Genomic DNA, 20,874 nt, shown 5'->3' on the forward strand with positions numbered 1-20,874 from the left:
CGTCGCGCTCCGGCTTTTTCATGCGCGCCCGAATCCGCTCGAACGCGCGCCCCTCACACGCGCAAGCGCGCGCTCAGGCGAACGTCTGCACGTGCTCGAGAATCGCGCCCAGCATCGCCGCACCGAGCGACGCGCTGCGCGCGCCGTTCCAGCCGACGTGCTCGTCGGGCAGGTTCGCATTGTCCTTGAACGGCATCTCGAGCGTGAGCGACAGGCAGCCGAACCGATGGCCGATGTACTTCGACGCGAGCTTGAGCGCATCTTCCTTGTACTTGCCGGGCGGATAGCCGTGCTCGTCCTGGAAATCGGGGCTCGCGCGCTTGAACGCGCCGATGAACGCGCACTGCTCGACACGCTGCTGCTCGGTGAAGCCCGGCAGCATCTCCGAGCCGGCCGCGAACACGTACGGCAGATCTTCGTCGCCGTGGATATCGAAGAAGAGATCGCAGCCGATCGCATGAATCGCGTCGCGCACGACGAGCACCTCGGGGCTGCGCTCGGCGTCGGGCTCCATCCATTCGCGATTCAGGTTCGCGCCGGCGGCGTTCGTGCGCAGGTTGCCGCGCACGCTGCCGTCCGGATTCATGTTCGACACGATGTAGAACGTCGCGCGATCGTAGAGCTTGCGCGCGACCGGATCGCCCGACCAGTCGCCCCAGCCGACAAGCCGCTTCACGAGCCCTTCGACGAACCATTCCGCCATCGATTCGCCCGGATGCTGGCGCGCGATGATCCACACCTTCTTCTTCGCGACGCCCGCTTCGTCGGGCGTGCCGAGCACGACGAGCGACATCGGCCGCCCTTCGACGGTGCGGCCCAGCTCGACGACGTTCGCGTGCGGCATCTGCTGAACCGCGCCGAGAAATTCCGAATGCCGCTCTTCGCTGTACGGCTCGAAGTACGCGTAATAGACGCTGTCGAAATCGGGCGTATGGTCGATCGTCAGCACCTGGCCGTCAAACGAAGTCGGCACGCGAAACCAGTTGACCCGGTCGTAGCTCGCGACCGCGCGATAGTTGCGCCAGCCGGCCGGATACGCGCACGCGTCCGCGTTCTCGAACGTCATCACGCAGCGCTCGCCGCGCGCGCCCGTCAGGCGGAAATAGAACCACTGCGCGAACTCGGCGCGATTGTCGCCGCGCACGCGCAGCCGGATCGCATCCGCGCGCTCGCACGACAGGACATCGATCGCGCCCGCGTCGAAATTGCTCGTGATCGAGAGAGTCATGGCATCTCCTGGTTGCGGCGGCCGCGCCGGGCCGCCGGATGTGCGTCGCGGCCGGCTTGCCCGGCCGCCGAGAATTCAAGCGCCGACGCGCCGGCGAAACACGTAGGTGTCGTCGTTCGACGCGGCTTCGTCGAACGCATAGCCTTCCGACGCGAAATCCTTCAGCGCGTCGGGCGCGCCGATCCGCCCTTCGACGATGTAGCGCGCCATCAGCCCGCGCGCGCGCTTCGCGTGGAAGCTGATGATCTTGTAGCGGCCGTCCTTCCAGTCCTCGAACACCGGCGTGACGACGCGCGCATCGAGCAGCTTCGGCCTCACCGACTTGAAGTACTCGGCCGACGCGCAATTGACGAGCACGCGCGACGCGCCGTCGCGCGACTTCAGCTCGGCGTTCAGCGCCTGCGTGATCCGCCCGCCCCAGAACGCGTACAGATCCTTGCCGCGTGCGTTCGCGAAGCGCGTGCCCATTTCGAGCCGGTACGGCTGCAGCAGGTCGAGCGGCCGCAACAGCCCGTAGAGCCCCGACAGCACACGCACGTGCCGCTGCGCGTAGTCGAGATCGTCGGCCGACAGCGAGCGCGCGTCGAAGCCTTCGTAGACGTCGCCGTTGAACGCGAGCACCGCCTGCTTCGCGTTAGCGGGCGTCGACGTGCGCGACCACTCCGCGTAGCGCTGGAAATTCAGGCGCGCGAGCGGATCGGAAATGCTCATCAGCGTCCCGATCTGCTGCGGCGACAGGCGGCGCAGCTCGCCGATCAGCTCGGCCGCGTCGTCGGCGAACTGGGGCAGCGTGTGGGTGCGAACGTGAGGCGGGGTTTCGTAGTCGAGCGATTTCGCCGGGGAGAGAACGATTATCATAGGGGCTCGCCGGCACGCCGTGCCGCGCAATCAGACGAAAACCACCGATTGTAACGAATGCCCAGCCCCGACGCTTCCCGCGCCGGTCGTCGCGTGGTGCTCGATTCGAATGTCTGGATCGACATCCTCGTGTTCGACGACCCCGCCGCCCGCCCGATCCGCGATGCCCTTGAAACGGGCGCCATCACGGCGCTCATCGACGTCCGCTGCCTGGTCGAGCTCGAACGCGTGCTCGACTACCCGCAGTTCAAGGCGCGCGCGGTCGACAAGGCGGCCGCGCTCGCGGCGCTCGCGCGCCTGTCGGAGCGCGTCGCGGGGCCCGATCGCGGCGAATCGCGCGAATCGCGCGGGTCAGCCGCGACGAACGCCGACGGCGCGTCGGCGGCCGCATCGCCCGCGCACGCACCCGATGCCCGGAATGCGCCGGGCGGACCGGACGGCCGGCACGCGCCGGACGCGCAAACGCGCCGCGCGAGCGCGCCGCCGTCAGGCGACGCGGCGGCGGCATCGCCCGCCGAAGACGCGCCGCCACGCCCGCTGCCGAAGTGCAAGGATCGCGACGACCAGAAATTCCTCGAACTCGCCTACGCGGCGCGCGCCGACTGGCTCATATCGAAGGACCGCGCGCTTCTGAAGCTCGCACGCCGCACCGAGCGCGATTTCGGATTCCGGATCGCGCAGCCCGCGCCGTTCGCGGCCAGCGCGCTCGCAGCCGACGCATCCGAGCCGGCATGAGCGACGCGCCGCCCCGACACTTTTCGCGCAAGCCACGATGAACGCACCGCACGACATGCCTACTACGCCCACTCTCCTCTCCCGCCTGCCCGACGTCGGCACGACGATCTTCACGGTCATGAGCGCGCTCGCCGCCGAAAAAGGCGCGGTCAACCTCGGCCAGGGCTTCCCCGATTTCGATTGCGATCCTCGCATCGTCGACGCGGTCGCGCGCGCGATGCGCGACGGCCACAACCAGTATCCGCCGATGGCGGGCGTCGCGCCGCTGCGCGAGGCGATCGCGGACAAGATCGAGCGGCTCTACGGCCGCCGCTACGACGCCGCGACCGAAATCACCGTGACGGCGGGCGCGACGCAGGCGCTCCTGACCGCGATCCTTTGCGCCGTGCATCCGGGCGACGAAGTGATCGTGGTCGAGCCGACCTACGACAGCTATCTGCCGTCGATCGCGCTCGCGGGCGCGACGCCCGTGTTCGTCACGCTCGACGCGCCCGACTATGCGATTCCGTTCGACAAGCTCGCCGCGGCGATCACGCCGAAGACGCGCGCGATCCTGATCAACACGCCGCACAATCCGACGGGCACCGTGTGGCGCGAAACGGACATGCGCGCGCTCGAGGACATCGTGCGCGGCACCAATCTGCTGATCGTGTCCGACGAGGTCTACGAGCACATGGTCTACGACGGCGCGCGACACGAAAGCGTCGCCCGCCATCCGGAGCTCGCGGCGCGCAGCATCGTCGTGTCGAGCTTCGGCAAGACGTTCCACGTGACGGGCTGGAAGATCGGCTACGTCGCCGCGCCCGCGCCGCTGATGGCCGAGTTCCGCAAGGTGCACCAGTTCAACGTGTTCACGGTGAACACGCCGATGCAGTTCGGCATCGCCGAATACCTGCGCGACCCCGAGCCGTACCTGACGCTGCCCGCGTTCTATCAGAAAAAGCGCGACTTCTTCCGGGCCGGGCTCACGAACACGCGCTTCAAGTTGCTGCCGTGCGCGGGCACGTATTTCCAGTGCGTCGATTATTCGGCGATCAGCGATTTGCCCGAGGCGGAATTCGCGAAATGGCTGACAGCCGAGATCGGCGTCGCCGCGATTCCGGTGTCGGCGTTCTATCACGAGCCGCACGAATCGGGCGTCGTGCGCTTTTGCTTCGCGAAGCGCGAGGCAACGCTCGCGACCGCGCTCGAACGGCTCGCACGCTTGTAAGTCACGACGATCCGGCGCGTGCGCGACTTTCGCGCGCGTCGCCGCAATCGTCCGTGCTCCGCGCGCGCTCGAGCGGCCCAACGGCTCGCGCCGCCGCGCGCGACGCGGCAAGGACACGCGACGCGCGCGACGGCGAACCGCCTTCGCGCGTCGCGCCCGCATCACGCCCCCATCACGCCCGTCGTCGCGTCAGCTATCCTTCGCGAGCCCCGCGATGAACGCCTTGCGCTCTTCGCTCACGCGCTTCGCGGCCGGCCGCGCCTCCTCGATGCGCTTCACGTACGACTTCCAGTCGATCCCCGCGTCGGCGACGAAATCGCGGCCGTAGACAGCCTTCGTCGCGAGCGCGACGACCGGCAAATGGATGAACGCGGCGATATCGGCGATGCAGAACGCGTCGCCGAGCACGTAAGGCGAGAATTTCGCGAGCCGCTTGAAACCGTCCAGCGCGCGCGGCATGCGCTTCTCGACGTGCGCCTTCGTGCCGTCGCTCACCTGGCCGCCGAAGAACGCCTGCGGAAACAGCTCGCGCACGTTCCATTCGAGATACAGCTCGAGCACGGCCGTGATCTCGCGCGCCTTCGCCGCCGCGAACGGATCGGCCGGAAAGATGCGCTTGTCGGGATGGATCGCGGCGAGGTATTCGACGATCGCCTGCGATTCGCTGATCGCGCCGTGCTCGGTGAGCAGATACGGCACCTTGCCGAGCGGCGTGTCGACGAACAGCGCGGGATCATCGATCGGCAGCTTGACGAGCGTTTCGTCGAACGAAATGTCGTGCTCGAGCAGTACGAACTTGACCTTGTTGTAATAGTTGGACAACGGTAAGCCACAGAGCCGCAGCATCGAAGTCTCCTTCTTCATGGGAAAAGGGCCGCGCGCGATGTATCCCGCGCGTCGGTCGGCGTGACGCCGAAAAGCACGTTCATGCTAGTCTAAAGCAACTTCGAAACGCGCCGCGCGTTTCGAGCGCCGCTTCAAAACATGCCGGCCAAGCCGGCCGGGACGATGTCCGCCCGCGCGGCGCGCGAGCGCGGCGCATCGCGCCCGACGCCTGTCGCATTCAAGGAGACTCACCGCATGAGCGCAGAACTGCTCGCGTCGCGCCCGCCGGAAAGCGAATCGACGCTCGTCCTCACGCTGTCCAACCCCGGCGCGCGCAACGCGCTTCACCCCGACATGTACGCGGCCGGCCTCGAGGCGCTCAATACCGCCGAGCGCGATCCGTCGATCCGCGCGGTCGTGCTGACCGGCGCGGACCGCTTTTTCTGCGCGGGCGGCAACCTGAACCGGCTGCTCGACAATCGCGCGAAGGAGCCCGCCGTGCAGGCGGCGAGCATCGATCTGCTCGGCGAATGGGTCACCGCGATCAACACGGTGACGAAGCCCGTGATCGCCGCCGTGGAGGGCGCGGCGGCCGGCGCGGGCTTCTCGCTCGCGCTCGCGTGCGATCTCCTCGTCGCCGCCGACGACGCGAAGTTCGTGATGTCGTACGCACGCGTCGCGCTCACGCCCGACGGCGGGGGCTCGTGGTTCCTCGCGCGCGCGCTGCCCCGCGCGCTCGCGGCCGAGATCCTGTTCGAGGGCAAGCCGGCCGCCGCAACGCGGCTGCATGCGCTCGGCGTCGTGAACCGCCTGACGAAGCCGGGCGCCGCGCGCGACGAGGCGATCGCGTGGGCCGACGAGCTCGGCAGGATGTCGCCGAACGCGCTCGCGCGGATCAAATCGCTGATCGCCGACGCGCAGACGCAGCCGCTCGCCGCGCATCTCGCCGCCGAGCGCGATCACTTCGTCGCGTCGCTGCACCATGCGGACGCGCTCGAAGGCATCACCGCGTTCCTCGACAAGCGCGCTCCTATCTACAAACGCTAACGTCCACCCATGCCCTATCAATTGCCGAAGCGCCGCCGCATCTATCTGATGCGCCACGGCGACGTCACCTATTTCGATGCGAGCGGCCGCCCGTTCGACCAGGACGCCGTGCCGCTCAACGAGCGCGGCCGCATGCAAGCGCGCGCCGCCGGGCGCGCGTTCGCCGAGCAGAACGTGCGTTTCGACCGCGTGATCACGAGCGGCCTGCCGCGCACGATCGAGACCGCGCAGCGCGTGCTTGCCGAGGCCGGCCAGCAGCTCGACATCGATATCGAGCCCGCGTGGCGAGAGATCCGCGGCGGCTTTCTCGCCGACATCCCGCCCGAGGAACAGGAAGCCGCGTTCCTGCGCGTGCTCGACGGCATCGTCGCCGAGCACACGCGCTTTCTCGGCGGCGAGACGATCGGCGAGCTGATCGACCGCGTGCTGCCGCCGCTCGCCGCACTGCGCGCGAATCCGTCGTGGGACACGGTGCTGCTCGTGCTGCACGGCGGCGTGAATTGCGCGCTGCTCTCGCATGCGACGGTGCCCGGGCATCGGCTCTTCATCGGCACGCTGTCACAGTCGGCGGGCTGCATCAACGCGCTCGACGTCGGCGAGCGCGACGACGACTGGGTCGTGCGGCTCGTCAACTATTCGCCGCCCGAGGCACTGCACCGCGACATGCGCAACACGACGATGGAAGTGCTGTACCACCAGTTCTTGCAGAGCACGCGCGAGTAGGCGCGTCGAACGGCCCCGGAGGAGACGATGGCAGCCGAGCACGATCCGCAGTCCAAGCCGACCGATTACGCCGCATTCGAAGGCACGCGCCCCGTCGGCGACGCGCAGCGCTTCGACGCCGACGCGCTCGCCGCGTGGCTCGCGAAGCACGTCGACGGCTTCGCCGGCCCGCTTTCCGTCGAGCAGTTCAAGGGCGGCCAGTCGAATCCGACGTTCAAGCTCGTCACGCCCGCGCGCAGCTACGTGCTGCGCGCGAAACCCGCGCCCGCGGCGAAGCTGCTGCCGTCCGCGCACGCGATCGAGCGCGAGTATCGGGTAATGGCCGCGCTCGCGGGCACGGACGTGCCCGTCGCGCGGATGCTCGCGCTTTGCGACGACGAAAGCGTGATCGGCCGCGCGTTCTACGTGATGGCGTTCGTCGACGGCCGCGTGCTGTGGGACCCGTCGCTGCCCGGCATGACGCCCGCCGAGCGCGGCCGCCATTACGACGAAATGAACCGCGTGATCGCCGCGCTGCATTCGATCGATCCGCACACGGTCGGGCTCGCCGACTACGGCAAGGCCGGCAACTATCTCGCGCGCCAGATCGCGCGCTGGAGCAAGCAGTACCTCGCGTCGGAGACCGAGCCGATCGACGCGATGCACCGGCTGATCGACTGGCTGCCGCGGCATCTGCGCCCGGAAGCCGAAACCGACGCGCGCGTGTCGATCGTGCACGGCGACTATCGGCTCGACAACCTGATCTTCGATCCGCACGCGCCGCGCGTGCTCGCCGTGCTCGACTGGGAACTGTCGACGCTCGGCGATCCGCTCGCCGACTTCGCGTATCACTGCATGGCGTGGCACGTCGCGCCGGAGAGCTTTCGCGGCATCGCGGGGCTCGATCTGCCGGCGCTCGGAATTCCCGACGAAACGCATTACGTCGCGCGTTACTGCGAGCGCACGGGCCTCACGATTCCCGAGAACTGGAACTTCTATCTCGCATACAACATGTTCCGGATCGCGGCGATCCTGCAAGGCATCATGAAGCGCGTCGTCGACGGCACCGCATCGAGCGCGCAGGCGCTCGATGCCGGCCGGCGCGCGCGGCCGATGGCCGAGCTTGCGTGGCGCTACGCGCAGCGCACGCGTTAGCGGCGCGCCCTTCCCTCACCGAACCGACCGACCAGCGAGGCAGCCATGCATTTCGATTACTCCCCGAAAGTCGACGCGCTGCGCGCGCGGCTCAACGCGTTCTTCGACGAGCACATCTATCCGAACGAGCGCGCGTTCCACGAAGAGATCGCGCGCAACCGGCGCGCCGGCAACGCATGGCAGCCGGTGGAGCTGATCGAGACGCTGAAGCCGAAGGCGCGCGCGGCGGGCTTGTGGAACCTGTTCCTGCCCGCTTCGACGCGCGGCGCGGGTCTCACGAATCTCGAGTACGCGCCGCTTTGCGAAATCATGGGCCGTGTGCCGTGGGCGCCCGAAGTCTTCAACTGCAACGCGCCCGACACCGGCAACATGGAGACGCTCGAGCGTTACGGCACCGACGCGCACAAGGCGGCGTGGCTCGAGCCGCTCCTCGACGGCGCGATCCGCTCGGCGTTCCTGATGACGGAGCCCGAAGTCGCGTCGTCGGATGCGACGAACATCCGGACCCGCATCGAGCGCGACGGCGGCGACTACGTGATCAACGGTCACAAGTGGTGGTCGTCGGGCGCGGGCGATCCGCGCTGCAAGCTCTATATCGTGATGGGCAAGACGGACCCCGACGCGCCCCGCCACGCGCAGCAATCGATGATCCTCGTGCCGTCGGAGGCGCCCGGCGTCACCGTGCATCGGCCGCTCAACGTGTTCGGCTACGACGACGCGCCGCACGGCCACATGGAGATCACGCTCGAGAACGTGCGCGTGCCGGCGTCGAACCTGCTGCTCGGCGAAGGACGCGGCTTCGAGATCGCGCAGGGCCGGCTCGGGCCGGGCCGCATCCATCACTGCATGCGGCTCATCGGGCTCGCGGAGCGCGCGCTCGAGCTGATGTGCCGGCGTGCGTCGGAGCGGATCGCGTTCGGCAAGCCGGTCGCCGCGCAGACGGTCACGCAGGAGCGGATCGCCGAAGCGCGCTGCATGATCGAACAGGCGCGGCTCCTCACGCTGAAGACCGCGTACATGATGGACACCGTCGGCAACAAGGGCGCGCGCGGCGAGATCGCGATGATCAAGGTGGTTGCGCCGAACATGGCGTGCCAGGTGATCGACTGGGCGATCCAGGCGCACGGCGGCGGCGGCGTCAGCGACGACTTCCCGCTTGCGTATGCGTACGCGTCGGCCCGCACGCTGCGTTTCGCGGACGGGCCGGACGAGGTCCATCGCAACGCGATCGCGAAGCTCGAGCTCGCACGTCACGCGCCGCCGCCCGCCTGAGGCGGGCTTCGCGCCGCGAAGCGAACACCCGGCGGGCCATGCGCGCGGCCGCCCCGCCACCGTCCCTCGACGCCGCCGCGACGCGCCGCGTCCACTCCGGCTCCCGCGCCGACGCAACGCGCGGCCCCACACGTCCGTCGCGGAAAGAACCGCGATGCGCCACCGCGAATGGGCGGCAATCCACGCGCGGACCAAAGCCGCTAAGCGCCGGCCCCTCGCACGCCCGATGCGACGGCGCCCGCCTTCGCCGCGGACGACGTCGGCGCCTGCCGCAAGTACTCGCGCACCTGCGGCAGGCGCGCGACGTTCGCTCCGGTGATCGTCAAGCCGTCCGTCGCCGAGCACCCTGCCGGCGACGCGAGTGCGGCGCCGTCGAGCGTATTCGCCACGCACACGATCTGGCCCGCCGCGCAGCCCGGCGCCTGCTGCAACGCGATCGGCGTGTCGCCGATCGACGCGAGCGCATTGCGCGACACGCGCAACTGGCAGACGTTGCCGAGCGCTCGTATGCCGGCGTACTGGACTCGGGAAATCCGGTTGTCGGTCACGGACACGCCCGTCGCCTTGCCCGACCAGGTGTTGACGTCGATCGCGGCCATGTAGGCCGGCGAGCGCGTGTTGTTCGGATCGGGCAATTCGATCTCCGACACCGTGTTGTTCGACACGATGACGTTGCGCGCATCGTAGGTGTTCCAGCCGTCCTCCTGCCCCACGAGGATTCCGGCGGCCTTCTGCACGTTCTGCACCGTGTTGCCGGTGATCGTCACGTCCGCTCCGCCGACCACGGTCGCGCCGCGCCCCCAGTAGTTGCCGAGCAGCTTGTTGTTCTGGATCAGCACGTTGCTGCTGAGCTTGCCGTCCGCCTGGTAGCTGACGACCGCGACCATGTCGTCGCCGGTGTTGCGCACCGTGTTGTCGCGCACCAGCACGTTGCGCGAACCGTACGTGGCGTGGATGCCGTCGGCCAGCGTGTCCTGGACGGTGTTGCCGACAATGGCGACGTCCGCGCCGCCGAACACGAAGATGCCCGCGCTCGCGCCGCCGCGCACCGTGACGTCGAGCACCTGAACGCCCGCGCCCGTCACGTCCACCTTCGCCGATTCCGGCGTCGACAGCCGCGTCGTGCCCGTGCCGACCAGCGTGACGCCGACGAGCGTCGAATTCTGGCCGCGCATCTCGATGGTCTGGTCGGCGTCGTTCGTCGCGACGAGCGTCGCGCCGTAGCCGGACACCACGACCTGCGTGTTCCTCACGATCAGCGAACGCCCGACGGCGTACTGCCCCGGCGCGAGCACGAGGCGCTGGCCGGTCTGCAACGCATCGAGCGCCCGTTGCAGCGCGTCGGCCTGGTCGCCGCCATTGCCCGCCGGATAGACAGTGACGTCGGCGGGCGCGGCCCATGCCCGCGCCGTGCCGCCGGCGGCGAGCGCCCACGCGGCGGCGCATACGGCGAGAACCCGCTGTGATCGGTTCATCATCGTCCCCTTCCTGATCGTTGTAAGGGCACGATATGTTTCCGAAAGGTCGCATGTCCGTGCGTCAAACCACACTCACCTGCGCCGCGCGAACCCCGCTCAGAAATAATGCAGCGTGATGAACTCGGCCGCGCAGGCCGGCACCGGCTCGCCGCCCAGCTCGACCTCCACCGACACCGCCCAGACCGCCTGCACGCCGCCCTGCTTCGCCGGCCCCGTCTCCTTCAGCGCGAAGAGCGCACGCACGCGCGAGCCGACCGGCACCGGCTTCAGGAAGCGCACGCGATTCAGGCCGTAGTTCACGCCCATCCGCTGCTCGAAGCGCAGCGTGTCCGTCATCAGCGCCGGAATCAGCGACAGCGTAAGGAAGCCGTGCGCGATCGGGCCGCCGAACGGCGACTCGCGCGCGGCGCGCTCGGGATCGACGTGGATCCACTGATGATCGTCCGTCGCGGCGGCGAACCGGTCGACGCGCGCCTGGCCGACGTCGATCCAGCCGCTCGCGAGCGGCGCCCCGCCGACCCGCGCGCGCAGCGCATCGGCCGACGCGACGAGCGGCGGATCGCTCGCGCCCGCCGTCATGCGCCCCCCTGCGGCGAACGCAACCCGAAGATCACCTTCGAGCGCACGGTGATGACGGTCTCGCCCGCTTCGTTGACGCCCTCCCATTCGGTCGTCACGATCCCGCGATCCGGCCGGCTCGCGGACAGCCGCTTGTCGAGGACCTTGCTGTACATCGTGATCGTGTCGCCCGCGCGCACCGGCTTGATCCAGCGGATCTCCTCGATGCCGGGCGAGCCCATGCTCGTCGAGCCCTGCAGCACGTTGCGCACGAGCATGCCCATGAACACCGAGCACGTGTGCCAGCCGCTCGCGACGAGCCCGCCGAACATCGACGCCTTCGCCGCTTCCGAGTCGACGTGAAAAGGTTGCGGATCGTACGCCTGAGCGAACGTGACGATCTCGTCGTCCGTGAATCGATGCTTGCCGACTTCAGTGCTGCCGCCGACTTCCAGGTCTTCGTAACTGATACCCATCGAGCTTCTCCGTGAAATGAAACGGGCGGGGGGCGCCGCCCGCTCAGGCATCCTGCAGCGCCGCGAAATCCGGCAGCGACGCAAAGCGTGCGAGGTGATGATCGACGTCGCCGAGCGTCGTTTCGATGATCGACAGGCGCTTGAACAGATGCGCGGCCGCGACTTCATCGGTGACGCCCATCCCGCCGTGCAGTTGCACTGCCTGCTGGCCGACGAAGCGCGCGGCCTGGCCGACGCGGACCTTCGCCGCCGACACCGCCTTGCGGCGCGCGTTCGCATCGTCGCTCGCGTAGCGCACCGCCGCGAGATACGTGAGCGAGCGCGCCTGCTCGGCGTGGATCAGCATGTCGACCATCCGGTGCTGCAGCGCCTGGAAGCGCGCGATCGGCACGCCGAACTGCTGGCGCGTCTTCGTATAGTCGAGCGTCGCGCGGTTGAGCGCGTCGAGCGCGCCGATCGCTTCGCCGCACAACAGCACGATCCCGTAATCCGCGATCCGCTCGAGTGCGGCCGCGTCACGCTCGCCGCCCGCGAGCGCGCGCGCGGGCGTGTTCGACAGGCGGATCGTCGCCGCGCGCTGGCCGTCGATCGTCCGGTAGTCGACGACGTCCGCGCCCGCCGCGCCGCGTGCGATGGCGAACAGACCGATCGCGCCGTTCGGCAGCCGCGCGGGCGCGATCAGCACGTCCGCCTGCGCGCCGTGCCGGACGACCGACTTGACGCCGCTCAGCACGAATGCTTCGCCGTCGGGCCGCGCGGTCGTCTCGATCGCGAACAGATCGTGGCGCGCGTGCGGCTCGTGGAACGCGACCGCGAGCTTCGCGTCGCCCTGCGCGACACGCTCGAGGAGCGCGGCGTCCTCGCCGCCGCCCGAGCCCGCGACGCGCACCGCCTCGATCCCGACCGCCGTCGCCCAATAGGGCTCGACGACGAGCGCGCGCCCGAGCTCCTGCGTCGCGACGAGCATGTCGACGGCGCCGCCGCCGAAGCCGCCGTGCGCTTCGGGCACGGGCAGCGCGGTAAGGCCGAGCTCGGCGAACGCGCGCCACTGGTCGGCGGATACGCCCGCGTCCGAATGGACGATCGCGCGCCGCGCGTCGAAGCCGTAGCGCTCGTCGAGATAGCGGCGCAGCGCGTCCGCGAATTGCTGTTGTTCTTCGCTGAAGGTGAAGTTCATGGCGGCGCTCCTCACAGTCCGAGAATCATCTGCGCGATGATGTTCTTCTGGATTTCGTTCGAACCGCCGTAGATCGACGTCTTGCGGTAGTTGAAGTAATACGCGGCGAGCGGCGCCGCGTCGTCGTCGCCCGCGACGCTGTGCTCGCGCTCGCCTTCGAGGAACGGCGCGTCGAACGGCGCGGCGAGCGGCCCGATCGCGTCGACCATCAGCTCGGTCAGCGCCTGCTGGATCTCGGTGCCCTTGATCTTCAGCATCGACGCCTCGGGCCCCGGCCCGCGCCCGCTCGCCTCGCTGCTGACGACGCGCAGCACCGTCACTTCCAGCGCCATCAGCTCGATCTCGAGCGCGGCGATCTTCGCGGCGAACACGGGATCGGCGATGAGCGGCTTGCCGTTCTTGCGCTCGCGCGACGCGATGCGCTTGAGGAAATCGAGCTCGCGCTTCGACGCGCCGACGCGCGCGATCCCGCTGCGCTCGTGCCCGAGCAGATACTTCGCATAGGTCCAGCCGCGATTTTCCTCGCCGACGAGATTCTCGACGGGCACCTTCACGTCCTCGAAGAACACTTCGTTGACTTCGTGATCCTCGTCTAGCGTGATGATCGGGCGCACGGTGATGCCGGGCGATTTCATGTCGATCAGCAGGAACGAGATCCCTTCCTGCTTCTTCGCTTCGGGATCGGTGCGCACGAGGCAAAACATCATGTCGGCGTACTGGCCGAGCGTCGTCCAGGTCTTCTGGCCGTTGACGACGTAATGATCACCGCGGCGTTCGGCTCGCGTGCGCAGCGACGCGAGATCCGAGCCCGAGCCGGGCTCCGAGTAGCCCTGGCACCACCAGTCGGTGCCGTCGAGAATTCGCGGCAGATAGTGGCGCTTTTGCGCTTCGCTGCCGTACTTCATCAGTACCGGCGCGACCATCGACACGCCGAACGGCAGCACGGGCGGCGCGCCGATTCGCGCGCACTCCTCGTCCCAGATGTGGCGCTGCGTCGCGTTCCAGCCGGGACCGCCGTACTCGGCGGGCCACGCGGAAGCGGACCAGCCTCGCGCACCGAGCAGCCGGTGCCAGCTCGCGAAATCGTCGCGATTCAGACGCTTGTGGTTGAGAACCTTGTCGCGCAGCGCGCGAGGCAGATTCGCCTCGAGCCAGGCGCGGACTTCGGCGCGGAACGCGTCGTCGGCGGGGGAATAATCGAGATCCATGCGCAGTGTCTCCTCTGACCGCGCCGGCGGCCGCCTGCGGCCGCACAGCGATCAGCGATCGATCACTGCAAAGGCTCTTTCAGCGCGGCGGGAACCGGCAGCGGCATCACGTCGATGCCCTCTTCGGCCAAGGCTTGCGCGTCTTCGGGCGTGGTCACGCCGCGAATGTTGCGCGCGGGCGCTTCGTTGTAGTGAATGCGCCGCGCTTCCTCGGCGAAGCGCTCGCCCACGTTCTCGGTCTTCGCGAGCACCTCGCGCAGCGCACGCATCGCCTGCGCCTGCAGTTCGCGCGGATCGACCGGCTGCGCCTGCGTCGCACCCGACAAATTCAGGCGCGGCGCGGACGGCATGCGGCTGACCTCGGTCGCACCGCAAACCGGGCATTCGACCAGCTTGCGGGACAACTGCGCTTCGAACTCATCGGCCGACGCGAACCAGCCTTCGAACCGATGGCCTTGCGGGCACTGTAAATCGAGGACCTTCATGCTGAATCAGGGCGTGCTGCCAGTGTATCGCAAATGGAAATTTTTTGAACGATCGTGCTAAATTCAGTTCGAAAAAGGACGCGATCGAGCGAACCGTCGCACCGATTGTATCCCTTCGCAAAATGTCCCGCTCGGCCCGACTTTATGGCCGGATCGCGTCGCCGAGCGGCCACGCGCCGGACATCGCCTTCTCCAGCCACATCGTGCCGATGATCGTCTTGACGTCGCTGATCCGGCCGGTGCGCACCCATTCGAGCAGATCCGGCAACGTCGCCGTGAACGTCTCAAGGAACTCGCCGTCGTCGAGCTTGCGCTCGCCCGCCGTCAGGCCGCGCGCGAGATAGACGTCGATGAATTCCGTCGAATACGAAATGATCGGATGAATTCGCGTGAGGAACACGTACTCGCGCGCGCTATAGCCGGTTTCCTCGCGCAGCTCGCGAACCGCGCATGCGAGCGCGCCTTCGTCCGGATCGAGCTTGCCCGCCGGAAATTCGGCCATCACCTTGCCGATCGGATAGCGGTACTGGCTCTCCATCAGCACACGGCCGTCGTCGAAGAGCGGAATGACCATCACGGCGCCCGGATGCGTCACGTATTCGCGGGTCGCATGCTTGCCGTCGGGCAGGCGCACCGTATCGCGCCTGACCTTCAGGAACGAGCCGTCGTAGACGGCTTCGCTTTCGATGCAAGTTTCGGTGAGGGTGGCGTCGTGATTCGGCAAGTCGGCCATCGGCGGCTCCGCAGTGGGGCGCGACGGCCTACGCCGTCAGCGCCGTTTGACGAGATACTGGAACGTGAAGCCGGGAAACGCGAACACCACGAAAAGACTGAGGGTGATCGCGTAGAACTGCCAGCCCTGTTCGAAGCGGTTGCCGGCGCGCGATTCGAGCCAGAAGCCCAGCGCGCCGACGACGAAATACAGCACGATCAGCTCGCCGATCCGCAGCCATGCGCTCTTTTTCGCCGTCGCCCCGCTCTTGAGCGGCACGACGGCGAACAGGCGCTGATTCAGGAACGGCAAGTTGGCGCCGGCGAGCGCCAACAGCACGATGAACCAGCCGGCCGCCGACATTACAGCGGCAGCGTGTGGCTGATCGCCTGCAGGCAGACCGTCATCAGCGGGCCCGGCACGATGCCGAGCACGACGACGGCGAGGCCGTTCAGCACGAGGATCGCGCGCTTGCACGCGTCGCCCGCGATCGGCGTCGTGTCCTGCGGCGCGTCGAAGTACATCAGCTTGACGATGCGCAGATAGTAGAACGCACCGAACAGCGACGTGATGACGGCAAGCACGGCGAGCCACGTGAGGCCGGCGTTGACCGTCGCCTCGAGGACTGCGAGCTTCGCGTAGAAGCCGACCGCCGGCGGAATGCCGGCGAGCGAGAACATCATCACCATCATCACGAACGCGAACACCGGGCTGCGCTTGTTGAGACCCTTGAAGTCGTCGAGCGTTTCGGCTTCGAAGTCGCGACGGGCGAGCAGCATCACGACGCCGAACGAGCCGAGCGTCGTCACGAGGTAGACGATCATGTAGAACATCGCCGAGCTGTACGCGCTCGCCGCCGACGCCGGATTGCCGTTGACGACGCCCGCGAGCAGGCCGAGCAGCACGAAGCCCATGTTCGAGATCGCCGAGTACGCGAGCATCCGCTTGATGTTGCGCTGGACGATGCCGGTGATGTTGCCGACGATGAGCGACAGCGCCGCGAGGATCACGAGCATTTCCTGCCAATCGACCGCGAGCGGCAACAGGCCCATCACGAGGAAGCGCAGGCCCCACGCGAACGCCGCGACCTTCGGGCCGCCGCCGACGAAGAGCGTCATCGCGGTCGGCGCGCCCTGGTAGACGTCCGGCACCCACATGTGGAACGGCACCGCGCCGAGCTTGAACGCAACGCCCGCGACGATGAAGATCACGCCGAACAGCAGCACCGCGTCGTTGATGCGGCCCGATGCGACCGCCTTCAGCACTTCGTTCAGCTCGAGCGAACCCGTCGCGCCGTACAGCATCGAGATCCCGTACAGCACGAAACCCGAGGCGAGCGCGCCGAGCACGTAGTACTTCATCGCCGCTTCGCTCGATTGCGCCGCGTCGCGGCGCAGCGCGATCACCGCGTACAGCGACAGCGACATCAGCTCGAGGCCGAGGTACAGCGTCAGGAAGTTGTTGCCCGAGATCATCACGAGCTGGCCGAGCAGCGAGAACATGCCGAGCAGGAACACGTCGCCGCGGAACAGGTCGCGATCCTCGAGATACCTGCGCGAGTAGACGAGCGTCACGGCGAAGCCGATCGACACCACCGCCTTCATCGCGCTCGCGAACGAATCGACGACGACCATCCGCGAGAAGAAGTAGTACTGCTGCGGGTCGAGCGCTTGCAGCGCGAACCACACGCCCGCCGCGGCCGACGCGACGACCGCGATCAGATACGTGAGGCGGCGGCCGGCCGCGCCGACGAAGGTGTCGTTCAGCCACGCGACGACGATGGCGACCATCACCAGCGCATCAGGCAACAGGACATTCATAGGTGCGTTTTGCATGATCTTTGTATCCTCCGCTCGGGCTTACTGGGCCAGCGGCAGTTTCGACTGCGCGACGTGGGAGAGGAGGTTTTCCACGGAAACGTGCATCACGTCGGTAAAGGGCTTCGGATAAAGGCCCATCAGCAGCGTGAACGCGGCGAGCACGGCGAGCATCGTGAATTCGCGGCGGCTGATGTCCTTCAGCTTCGCAACGTGATCGTTCGCCACCGCGCCGAAGTACACGCGCTTGTACATCCACAGCGTGTACGCCGCACCGAGAATCAGCGTGAACGCCGCGCCGAACGCGATCCAGAAATTGAACTGGACGGCGGCGAGGATCACCATGAACTCGCCGACGAAACCCGACGTGCCCGGCAGGCCGCAGTTCGCCATCGAGAACAGCATCGCGAACGCGGCGAACTTCGGCATCACGTTGACGACGCCGCCGTAATCGGCGATCTGGCGCGAGTGCACGCGGTCGTACAGCACGCCGATGCAAAGGAACATCGCGCCCGACACGAAGCCGTGCGAGATCATCTGGACGATCGCGCCTTCGACGCCGAGCTGGTTGAAGATGAAGAAGCCGAGCGTGACGAAGCCCATGTGCGCGATCGACGAATATGCGACGAGCTTCTTCATGTCCGCCTGCACCATCGCGACGAGGCCGATGTAGATCACCGCAATCAGCGACAGCGCGATCACGACGGGCGCGAAGAAGTGGCTCGCGTCCGGCGTAATAGGCAGGGAGAAGCGCAGGAAACCGTATGCGCCGAGCTTCAGCATGATCGCGGCCAGCACGACCGAGCCGCCCGTCGGCGCTTCCACGTGCGCGTCCGGCAGCCAGGTGTGCACCGGCCACATCGGCACCTTCACCGCGAACGCGAGGAAGAACGCGATGAAGAGCAGCACCTGCGGCGTCATCGCGATCTTCGCGTTCTGCCACGTAGCCAGGTCGAACGAATGCGTTTCCGTGTACAGGTAGATCAGCGCGACCAGCATCAGCAGCGAGCCGGCGAGCGTGTACAGGAAGAACTTGAACGCCGCGTACACGCGGTTCGGGCCGCCCCACACGCCGATGATGATGTACATCGGAATCAGCGTCGCCTCGAAGAACACGTAGAACAGCAGGCCGTCAGCCGACGAGAACACGCCGATCATGATCCCCGAGAGGATCAGGAACGCGGCGAGATACTGCGACACGTGCTCGGTGATCACCTCCCAGCCGGCGATCACGACGATCACCGTGATGAGCGCGGTCAGCACGACGAACCACATCGAGATGCCGTCGACGCCCAGGTGATACGTGATGTTGAAACGTTCGATCCAGCTCGTTTGCTCGACGAACTGCAGCGCGGCGGTGCTCGAGTCGAAGCCCGTGATCAGCGGGATCGTGACGGCGAGGCCGGCGAGCGAGCCGATCAGCGCGATCCAGCGCGCCGCGCCCGGATTCTTGTCGGAGCCGACCGCGAGCACGATGAGGCCGAAGACGATCGGCAACCAGATCGCGGTACTGAGAATCGGAAAAGAGTGCATTAGTCGTCCCCGCCTTATTTGCCGCCGAGCGTTACAAACAGGGTCAGGAGCCCCAGCATGCCGATGATCATGGCGAACGCGTAGTGATAGATGTAACCGGATTGGAGGAAGCGGATCACGCCGGCGAACCAGCCGATGAAGCGCGCGCTGCCGTTGACGAGGCCGTCGATCACCACGACGTCGCCTTCCTTCCACAGACCGCGGCCGATCGCGACCGAACCCTTCGCGAACGCGACCTCGTTGATCTTGTCCATGTAGTACTTGTTGTCGAGCAGCGTGTAGATCGGGCCGAACGCGCGACGGATCGCGGCCGGCAGATCCGGGCGCTTCAGGTACAGGAACCACGCGACGACGACGCCCGCGAGCGCGAACCAGAGCGGCAGCGACGAGATCGAATGCAGACCGAGCGCCGCCCAGCCGTGGAACTCCTCCGCCATCTCGGCGAGCGCCGGGTGGTTCTGGCCGATGAAGATCACCTTGTCGAACGCGACGCCGTGCTGGAAGAAGTCGCCGTACAGCATCGGGCCGATCGCGATCGCACCGATGACGACCGACGGAATCGCGAGCAGCACGAGCGGCAGCCAGACAACCCAAGGCGTTTCGTGCGGTTCGTGCGCGTGGCCGTGACCATGGTCATCATCATGGCCGTGATGCGCGGCCGATTCGGCGCCGTGGTTGTTGCCGAATTCCTTCGGATGACGGAAGCGCTCTTCGCCGTGGAAGACGAGGAAGTACATCCGGAACGAATACAGCGCGGTGACGAACACGCTCGCGACGACCGCGAAATACGCGAAGCCCGAGCCCGGCAGGTGCGACAGCTTCACCGCGTCGATGATCGAGTCCTTCGAGTAGAAGCCCGAGAAGAACGGCGTGCCGATCAGCGCGAGCGAGCCGACGAGCGACGTGATCCACGTGATCGGCATGTATTTGCGCAGGCCGCCCATGTTGCGCATGTCCTGATCGTGGTGCATGCCGATGATCACCGAGCCCGCGCCGAGGAACAGGAGCGCCTTGAAGAACGCGTGCGTCATCAGGTGGAACACGGCGACCGGGTACGCGGACACGCCGAGCGCGACCGTCATGTAGCCGAGCTGCGACAGCGTCGAGTAAGCGACGACGCGCTTGATGTCGTTCTGGACGATGCCGAGGAAGCCCATGAAGAGCGCCGTGATCGCGCCGATCACCGTGATGAACGACAGCGCGGCGTCGGACAGCTCGAAGAGCGGCGACATGCGCGTGACCATGAAGATGCCGGCCGTCACCATCGTCGCCGCGTGAATCAGCGCGGAGATCGGCGTCGGGCCTTCCATCGAGTCGGGCAGCCACACGTGCAGCGGGAACTGCGCGGATTTACCCATCGCGCCGATGAAGAGGCAAATGCACGCGACGGTCAGCAGGCCCCACTGGGTGCCCGGAAAATGCAGCGCCGCGAGTTCCGCGCGCTTCGCGAACACTTCGCCGTAGTTCATCGAGCCCGCGTACGCGAGGATGAGGCCGATGCCGAGCAAAAAGCCGAAGTCGCCGACGCGGTTCACGAGGAACGCCTTCATGTTCGCGTAGATCGCGCTCTCACGCGTGAAGTAGAAGCCGATCAGCAGGTACGACACGAGCCCCACCGCTTCCCAGCCGAAGAACAGCTGCAGGAAGTTGTTGCTCATCACGAGCATCAGCATCGAGAACGTGAAGAGCGAAATGTACGAGAAGAAGCGCTGATAGCCGTCCTCTTCCGACATGTAGCCGATCGTGTAGACGTGCACCATCAGCGACACGAACGTGACGACCACCATCATCATCGCGGTCAGCGTGTCGACGAGGAAGCCTACCTCGAGCTTCAGCGAGCCGACGTTCATCCATTCGTAGACGGTCGCGTTGTAGCTCGCGCCGTCCAGCACCTGGAAGAACACCATCGCGGAAAGGATGAACGAGATCGCGACGCCGAGAATCGTCACGCGGTGCGCGCCTTTGCGGCCCACCGCGTTGCCGAACAGCCCCGCAATCAGCGAGCCGGCCAGCGGAGCGAGCGGAATCGCCAGCAGCAGGTTTTCATTGAGTGTCGTTGACATAACAGCGTTGCCTGAAATTAACCTTTGAGCTGATCGAGATCCTCGACATTGATCGTGTCGAGCTTACGGAACAGAGTCACCAGAATCGCGAGGCCGATCGCGGCTTCCGCTGCGGCGACGGTCAGCACGAAGAACACGAAGATCTGGCCGTGCACGTCGCCCAGGTAGTGCGAGAACGCGACGAAGTTGGTGTTCACCGCGAGCAGCATCAGTTCGATCGCCATCAGGATGATGATGATGTTGCGGCGGTTCAGGAAAATCCCGACGATCGCGATCGCGAACAGGATCGCGCCGAGCACGAGGTAATGAGCCAAGGTCAACATAGATTCTTCTCC

The 20,874-nt window shown here is 67.0% G+C and carries 21 protein-coding genes; 6 read left to right on the forward strand and 15 right to left on the reverse strand.

The window, feature by feature from the left end; translation table 11 throughout:
• Positions 1–73: 73 nt before the first annotated feature.
• Positions 74–1,228, reverse strand: coding sequence for a M14 family metallopeptidase (locus WS78_RS13295; RefSeq protein WP_059574598.1), 1,155 nt, complete (start codon positions 1,226–1,228; stop codon positions 74–76).
• Positions 1,229–1,303: 75 nt separating this feature from the next.
• Positions 1,304–2,086, reverse strand: a complete 783-nt coding sequence (yaaA, locus tag WS78_RS13300) for a peroxide stress protein YaaA (RefSeq protein ID WP_059574600.1) — start codon at positions 2,084–2,086, stop codon at positions 1,304–1,306.
• Positions 2,087–2,179: 93 nt separating this feature from the next.
• On the opposite strand from yaaA, the gene WS78_RS13305 reads away from it, so the two are divergent.
• Entirely contained in the window at positions 2,180–2,821 is a 642-nt protein-coding gene (locus tag WS78_RS13305; RefSeq protein WP_059574602.1) for a PIN domain-containing protein, read from the forward strand.
• 37 nt (positions 2,822–2,858) lie between these two features.
• A complete protein-coding gene (locus WS78_RS13310; RefSeq protein ID WP_059574604.1) occupies positions 2,859–4,031 on the forward strand; it encodes a pyridoxal phosphate-dependent aminotransferase in 1,173 nt (390 codons plus the stop codon).
• A gap of 189 nt (positions 4,032–4,220) precedes the next feature.
• Here the strand turns inward: WS78_RS13310 and WS78_RS13315 are convergent, their stop codons facing one another.
• Positions 4,221–4,877 (reverse strand): glutathione S-transferase, encoded by a 657-nt coding sequence (locus tag WS78_RS13315; protein WP_059574833.1) that lies wholly within the window; start codon positions 4,875–4,877, stop codon positions 4,221–4,223.
• A 234-nt stretch (positions 4,878–5,111) separates the two neighbouring features.
• On the opposite strand from WS78_RS13315, the gene WS78_RS13320 reads away from it, so the two are divergent.
• The 4 genes from WS78_RS13320 to WS78_RS13335 are packed head-to-tail and all read left to right on the forward strand — an operon-like array spanning position 5,112 to position 9,032.
• Positions 5,112–5,903: an oxepin-CoA hydrolase, alternative type gene (locus tag WS78_RS13320; protein ID WP_038747368.1), complete on the forward strand. Its 792-nt coding sequence runs from the start codon at positions 5,112–5,114 to the stop codon at positions 5,901–5,903.
• Between the two features lie 9 nt (positions 5,904–5,912).
• Complete coding sequence (locus WS78_RS13325) at positions 5,913–6,626, forward strand: histidine phosphatase family protein (protein ID WP_059574606.1); 714 nt, start codon at positions 5,913–5,915, stop codon at positions 6,624–6,626.
• 27 nt (positions 6,627–6,653) lie between these two features.
• Positions 6,654–7,760, forward strand: coding sequence for a phosphotransferase (locus WS78_RS13330; RefSeq protein ID WP_038747218.1), 1,107 nt, complete (start codon positions 6,654–6,656; stop codon positions 7,758–7,760).
• A gap of 45 nt (positions 7,761–7,805) precedes the next feature.
• Positions 7,806–9,032, forward strand: coding sequence for an acyl-CoA dehydrogenase family protein (locus WS78_RS13335; protein WP_059574608.1), 1,227 nt, complete (start codon positions 7,806–7,808; stop codon positions 9,030–9,032).
• 200 nt (positions 9,033–9,232) lie between these two features.
• Here the strand turns inward: WS78_RS13335 and WS78_RS13340 are convergent, their stop codons facing one another.
• The 12 genes from WS78_RS13340 to nuoK all read right to left on the reverse strand — a co-directional run bounded on the left by WS78_RS13340 (position 9,233) and on the right by nuoK (position 20,862).
• Complete coding sequence (locus WS78_RS13340; protein WP_059574610.1) at positions 9,233–10,510, reverse strand: right-handed parallel beta-helix repeat-containing protein; 1,278 nt, start codon at positions 10,508–10,510, stop codon at positions 9,233–9,235.
• A 96-nt stretch (positions 10,511–10,606) separates the two neighbouring features.
• Complete coding sequence (locus WS78_RS13345) at positions 10,607–11,089, reverse strand: MaoC family dehydratase (RefSeq protein WP_059574612.1); 483 nt, start codon at positions 11,087–11,089, stop codon at positions 10,607–10,609.
• Positions 11,086–11,544, reverse strand: coding sequence for a MaoC family dehydratase (locus WS78_RS13350; protein WP_038747227.1), 459 nt, complete (start codon positions 11,542–11,544; stop codon positions 11,086–11,088). Before WS78_RS13350 ends, WS78_RS13345 begins: the two co-directional genes overlap by 4 nt.
• Before the next feature lie 43 nt (positions 11,545–11,587).
• On the reverse strand, positions 11,588–12,721 hold the full coding sequence (locus tag WS78_RS13355; RefSeq protein WP_038747229.1) for an acyl-CoA dehydrogenase family protein: 1,134 nt from the start codon (positions 12,719–12,721) through the stop codon (positions 11,588–11,590).
• A gap of 11 nt (positions 12,722–12,732) precedes the next feature.
• Positions 12,733–13,929, reverse strand: coding sequence for an acyl-CoA dehydrogenase family protein (locus WS78_RS13360; protein ID WP_038747232.1), 1,197 nt, complete (start codon positions 13,927–13,929; stop codon positions 12,733–12,735).
• 62 nt (positions 13,930–13,991) lie between these two features.
• The gene (locus WS78_RS13365) at positions 13,992–14,414 is read right to left on the reverse strand and encodes a DUF1178 family protein (RefSeq protein ID WP_059574614.1); all 423 of its coding nucleotides are present in this window, start codon (positions 14,412–14,414) and stop codon (positions 13,992–13,994) included.
• Positions 14,415–14,556: 142 nt separating this feature from the next.
• Positions 14,557–15,147, reverse strand: a complete 591-nt coding sequence (locus WS78_RS13370; protein WP_038747238.1) for an NUDIX domain-containing protein — start codon at positions 15,145–15,147, stop codon at positions 14,557–14,559.
• 36 nt (positions 15,148–15,183) lie between these two features.
• Positions 15,184–15,489: a DUF2818 family protein gene (locus tag WS78_RS13375; RefSeq protein ID WP_059574616.1), complete on the reverse strand. Its 306-nt coding sequence runs from the start codon at positions 15,487–15,489 to the stop codon at positions 15,184–15,186.
• Positions 15,489–16,946, reverse strand: a complete 1,458-nt coding sequence (nuoN, locus tag WS78_RS13380; RefSeq protein WP_059574618.1) for an NADH-quinone oxidoreductase subunit NuoN — start codon at positions 16,944–16,946, stop codon at positions 15,489–15,491. Before nuoN ends, WS78_RS13375 begins: the two co-directional genes overlap by 1 nt.
• A gap of 39 nt (positions 16,947–16,985) precedes the next feature.
• Positions 16,986–18,476, reverse strand: coding sequence for an NADH-quinone oxidoreductase subunit M (locus WS78_RS13385; protein ID WP_038747244.1), 1,491 nt, complete (start codon positions 18,474–18,476; stop codon positions 16,986–16,988).
• Positions 18,477–18,490: 14 nt separating this feature from the next.
• Positions 18,491–20,539 (reverse strand): NADH-quinone oxidoreductase subunit L, encoded by a 2,049-nt coding sequence (nuoL, locus tag WS78_RS13390; protein WP_059574620.1) that lies wholly within the window; start codon positions 20,537–20,539, stop codon positions 18,491–18,493.
• Between the two features lie 17 nt (positions 20,540–20,556).
• Positions 20,557–20,862: an NADH-quinone oxidoreductase subunit NuoK gene (gene nuoK / locus WS78_RS13395; RefSeq protein WP_004185739.1), complete on the reverse strand. Its 306-nt coding sequence runs from the start codon at positions 20,860–20,862 to the stop codon at positions 20,557–20,559.
• Positions 20,863–20,874: the final 12 nt, after the last annotated feature.

This window comes from Burkholderia savannae (assembly GCF_001524445.2).
Taxonomy (GTDB): domain Bacteria; phylum Pseudomonadota; class Gammaproteobacteria; order Burkholderiales; family Burkholderiaceae; genus Burkholderia; species Burkholderia savannae.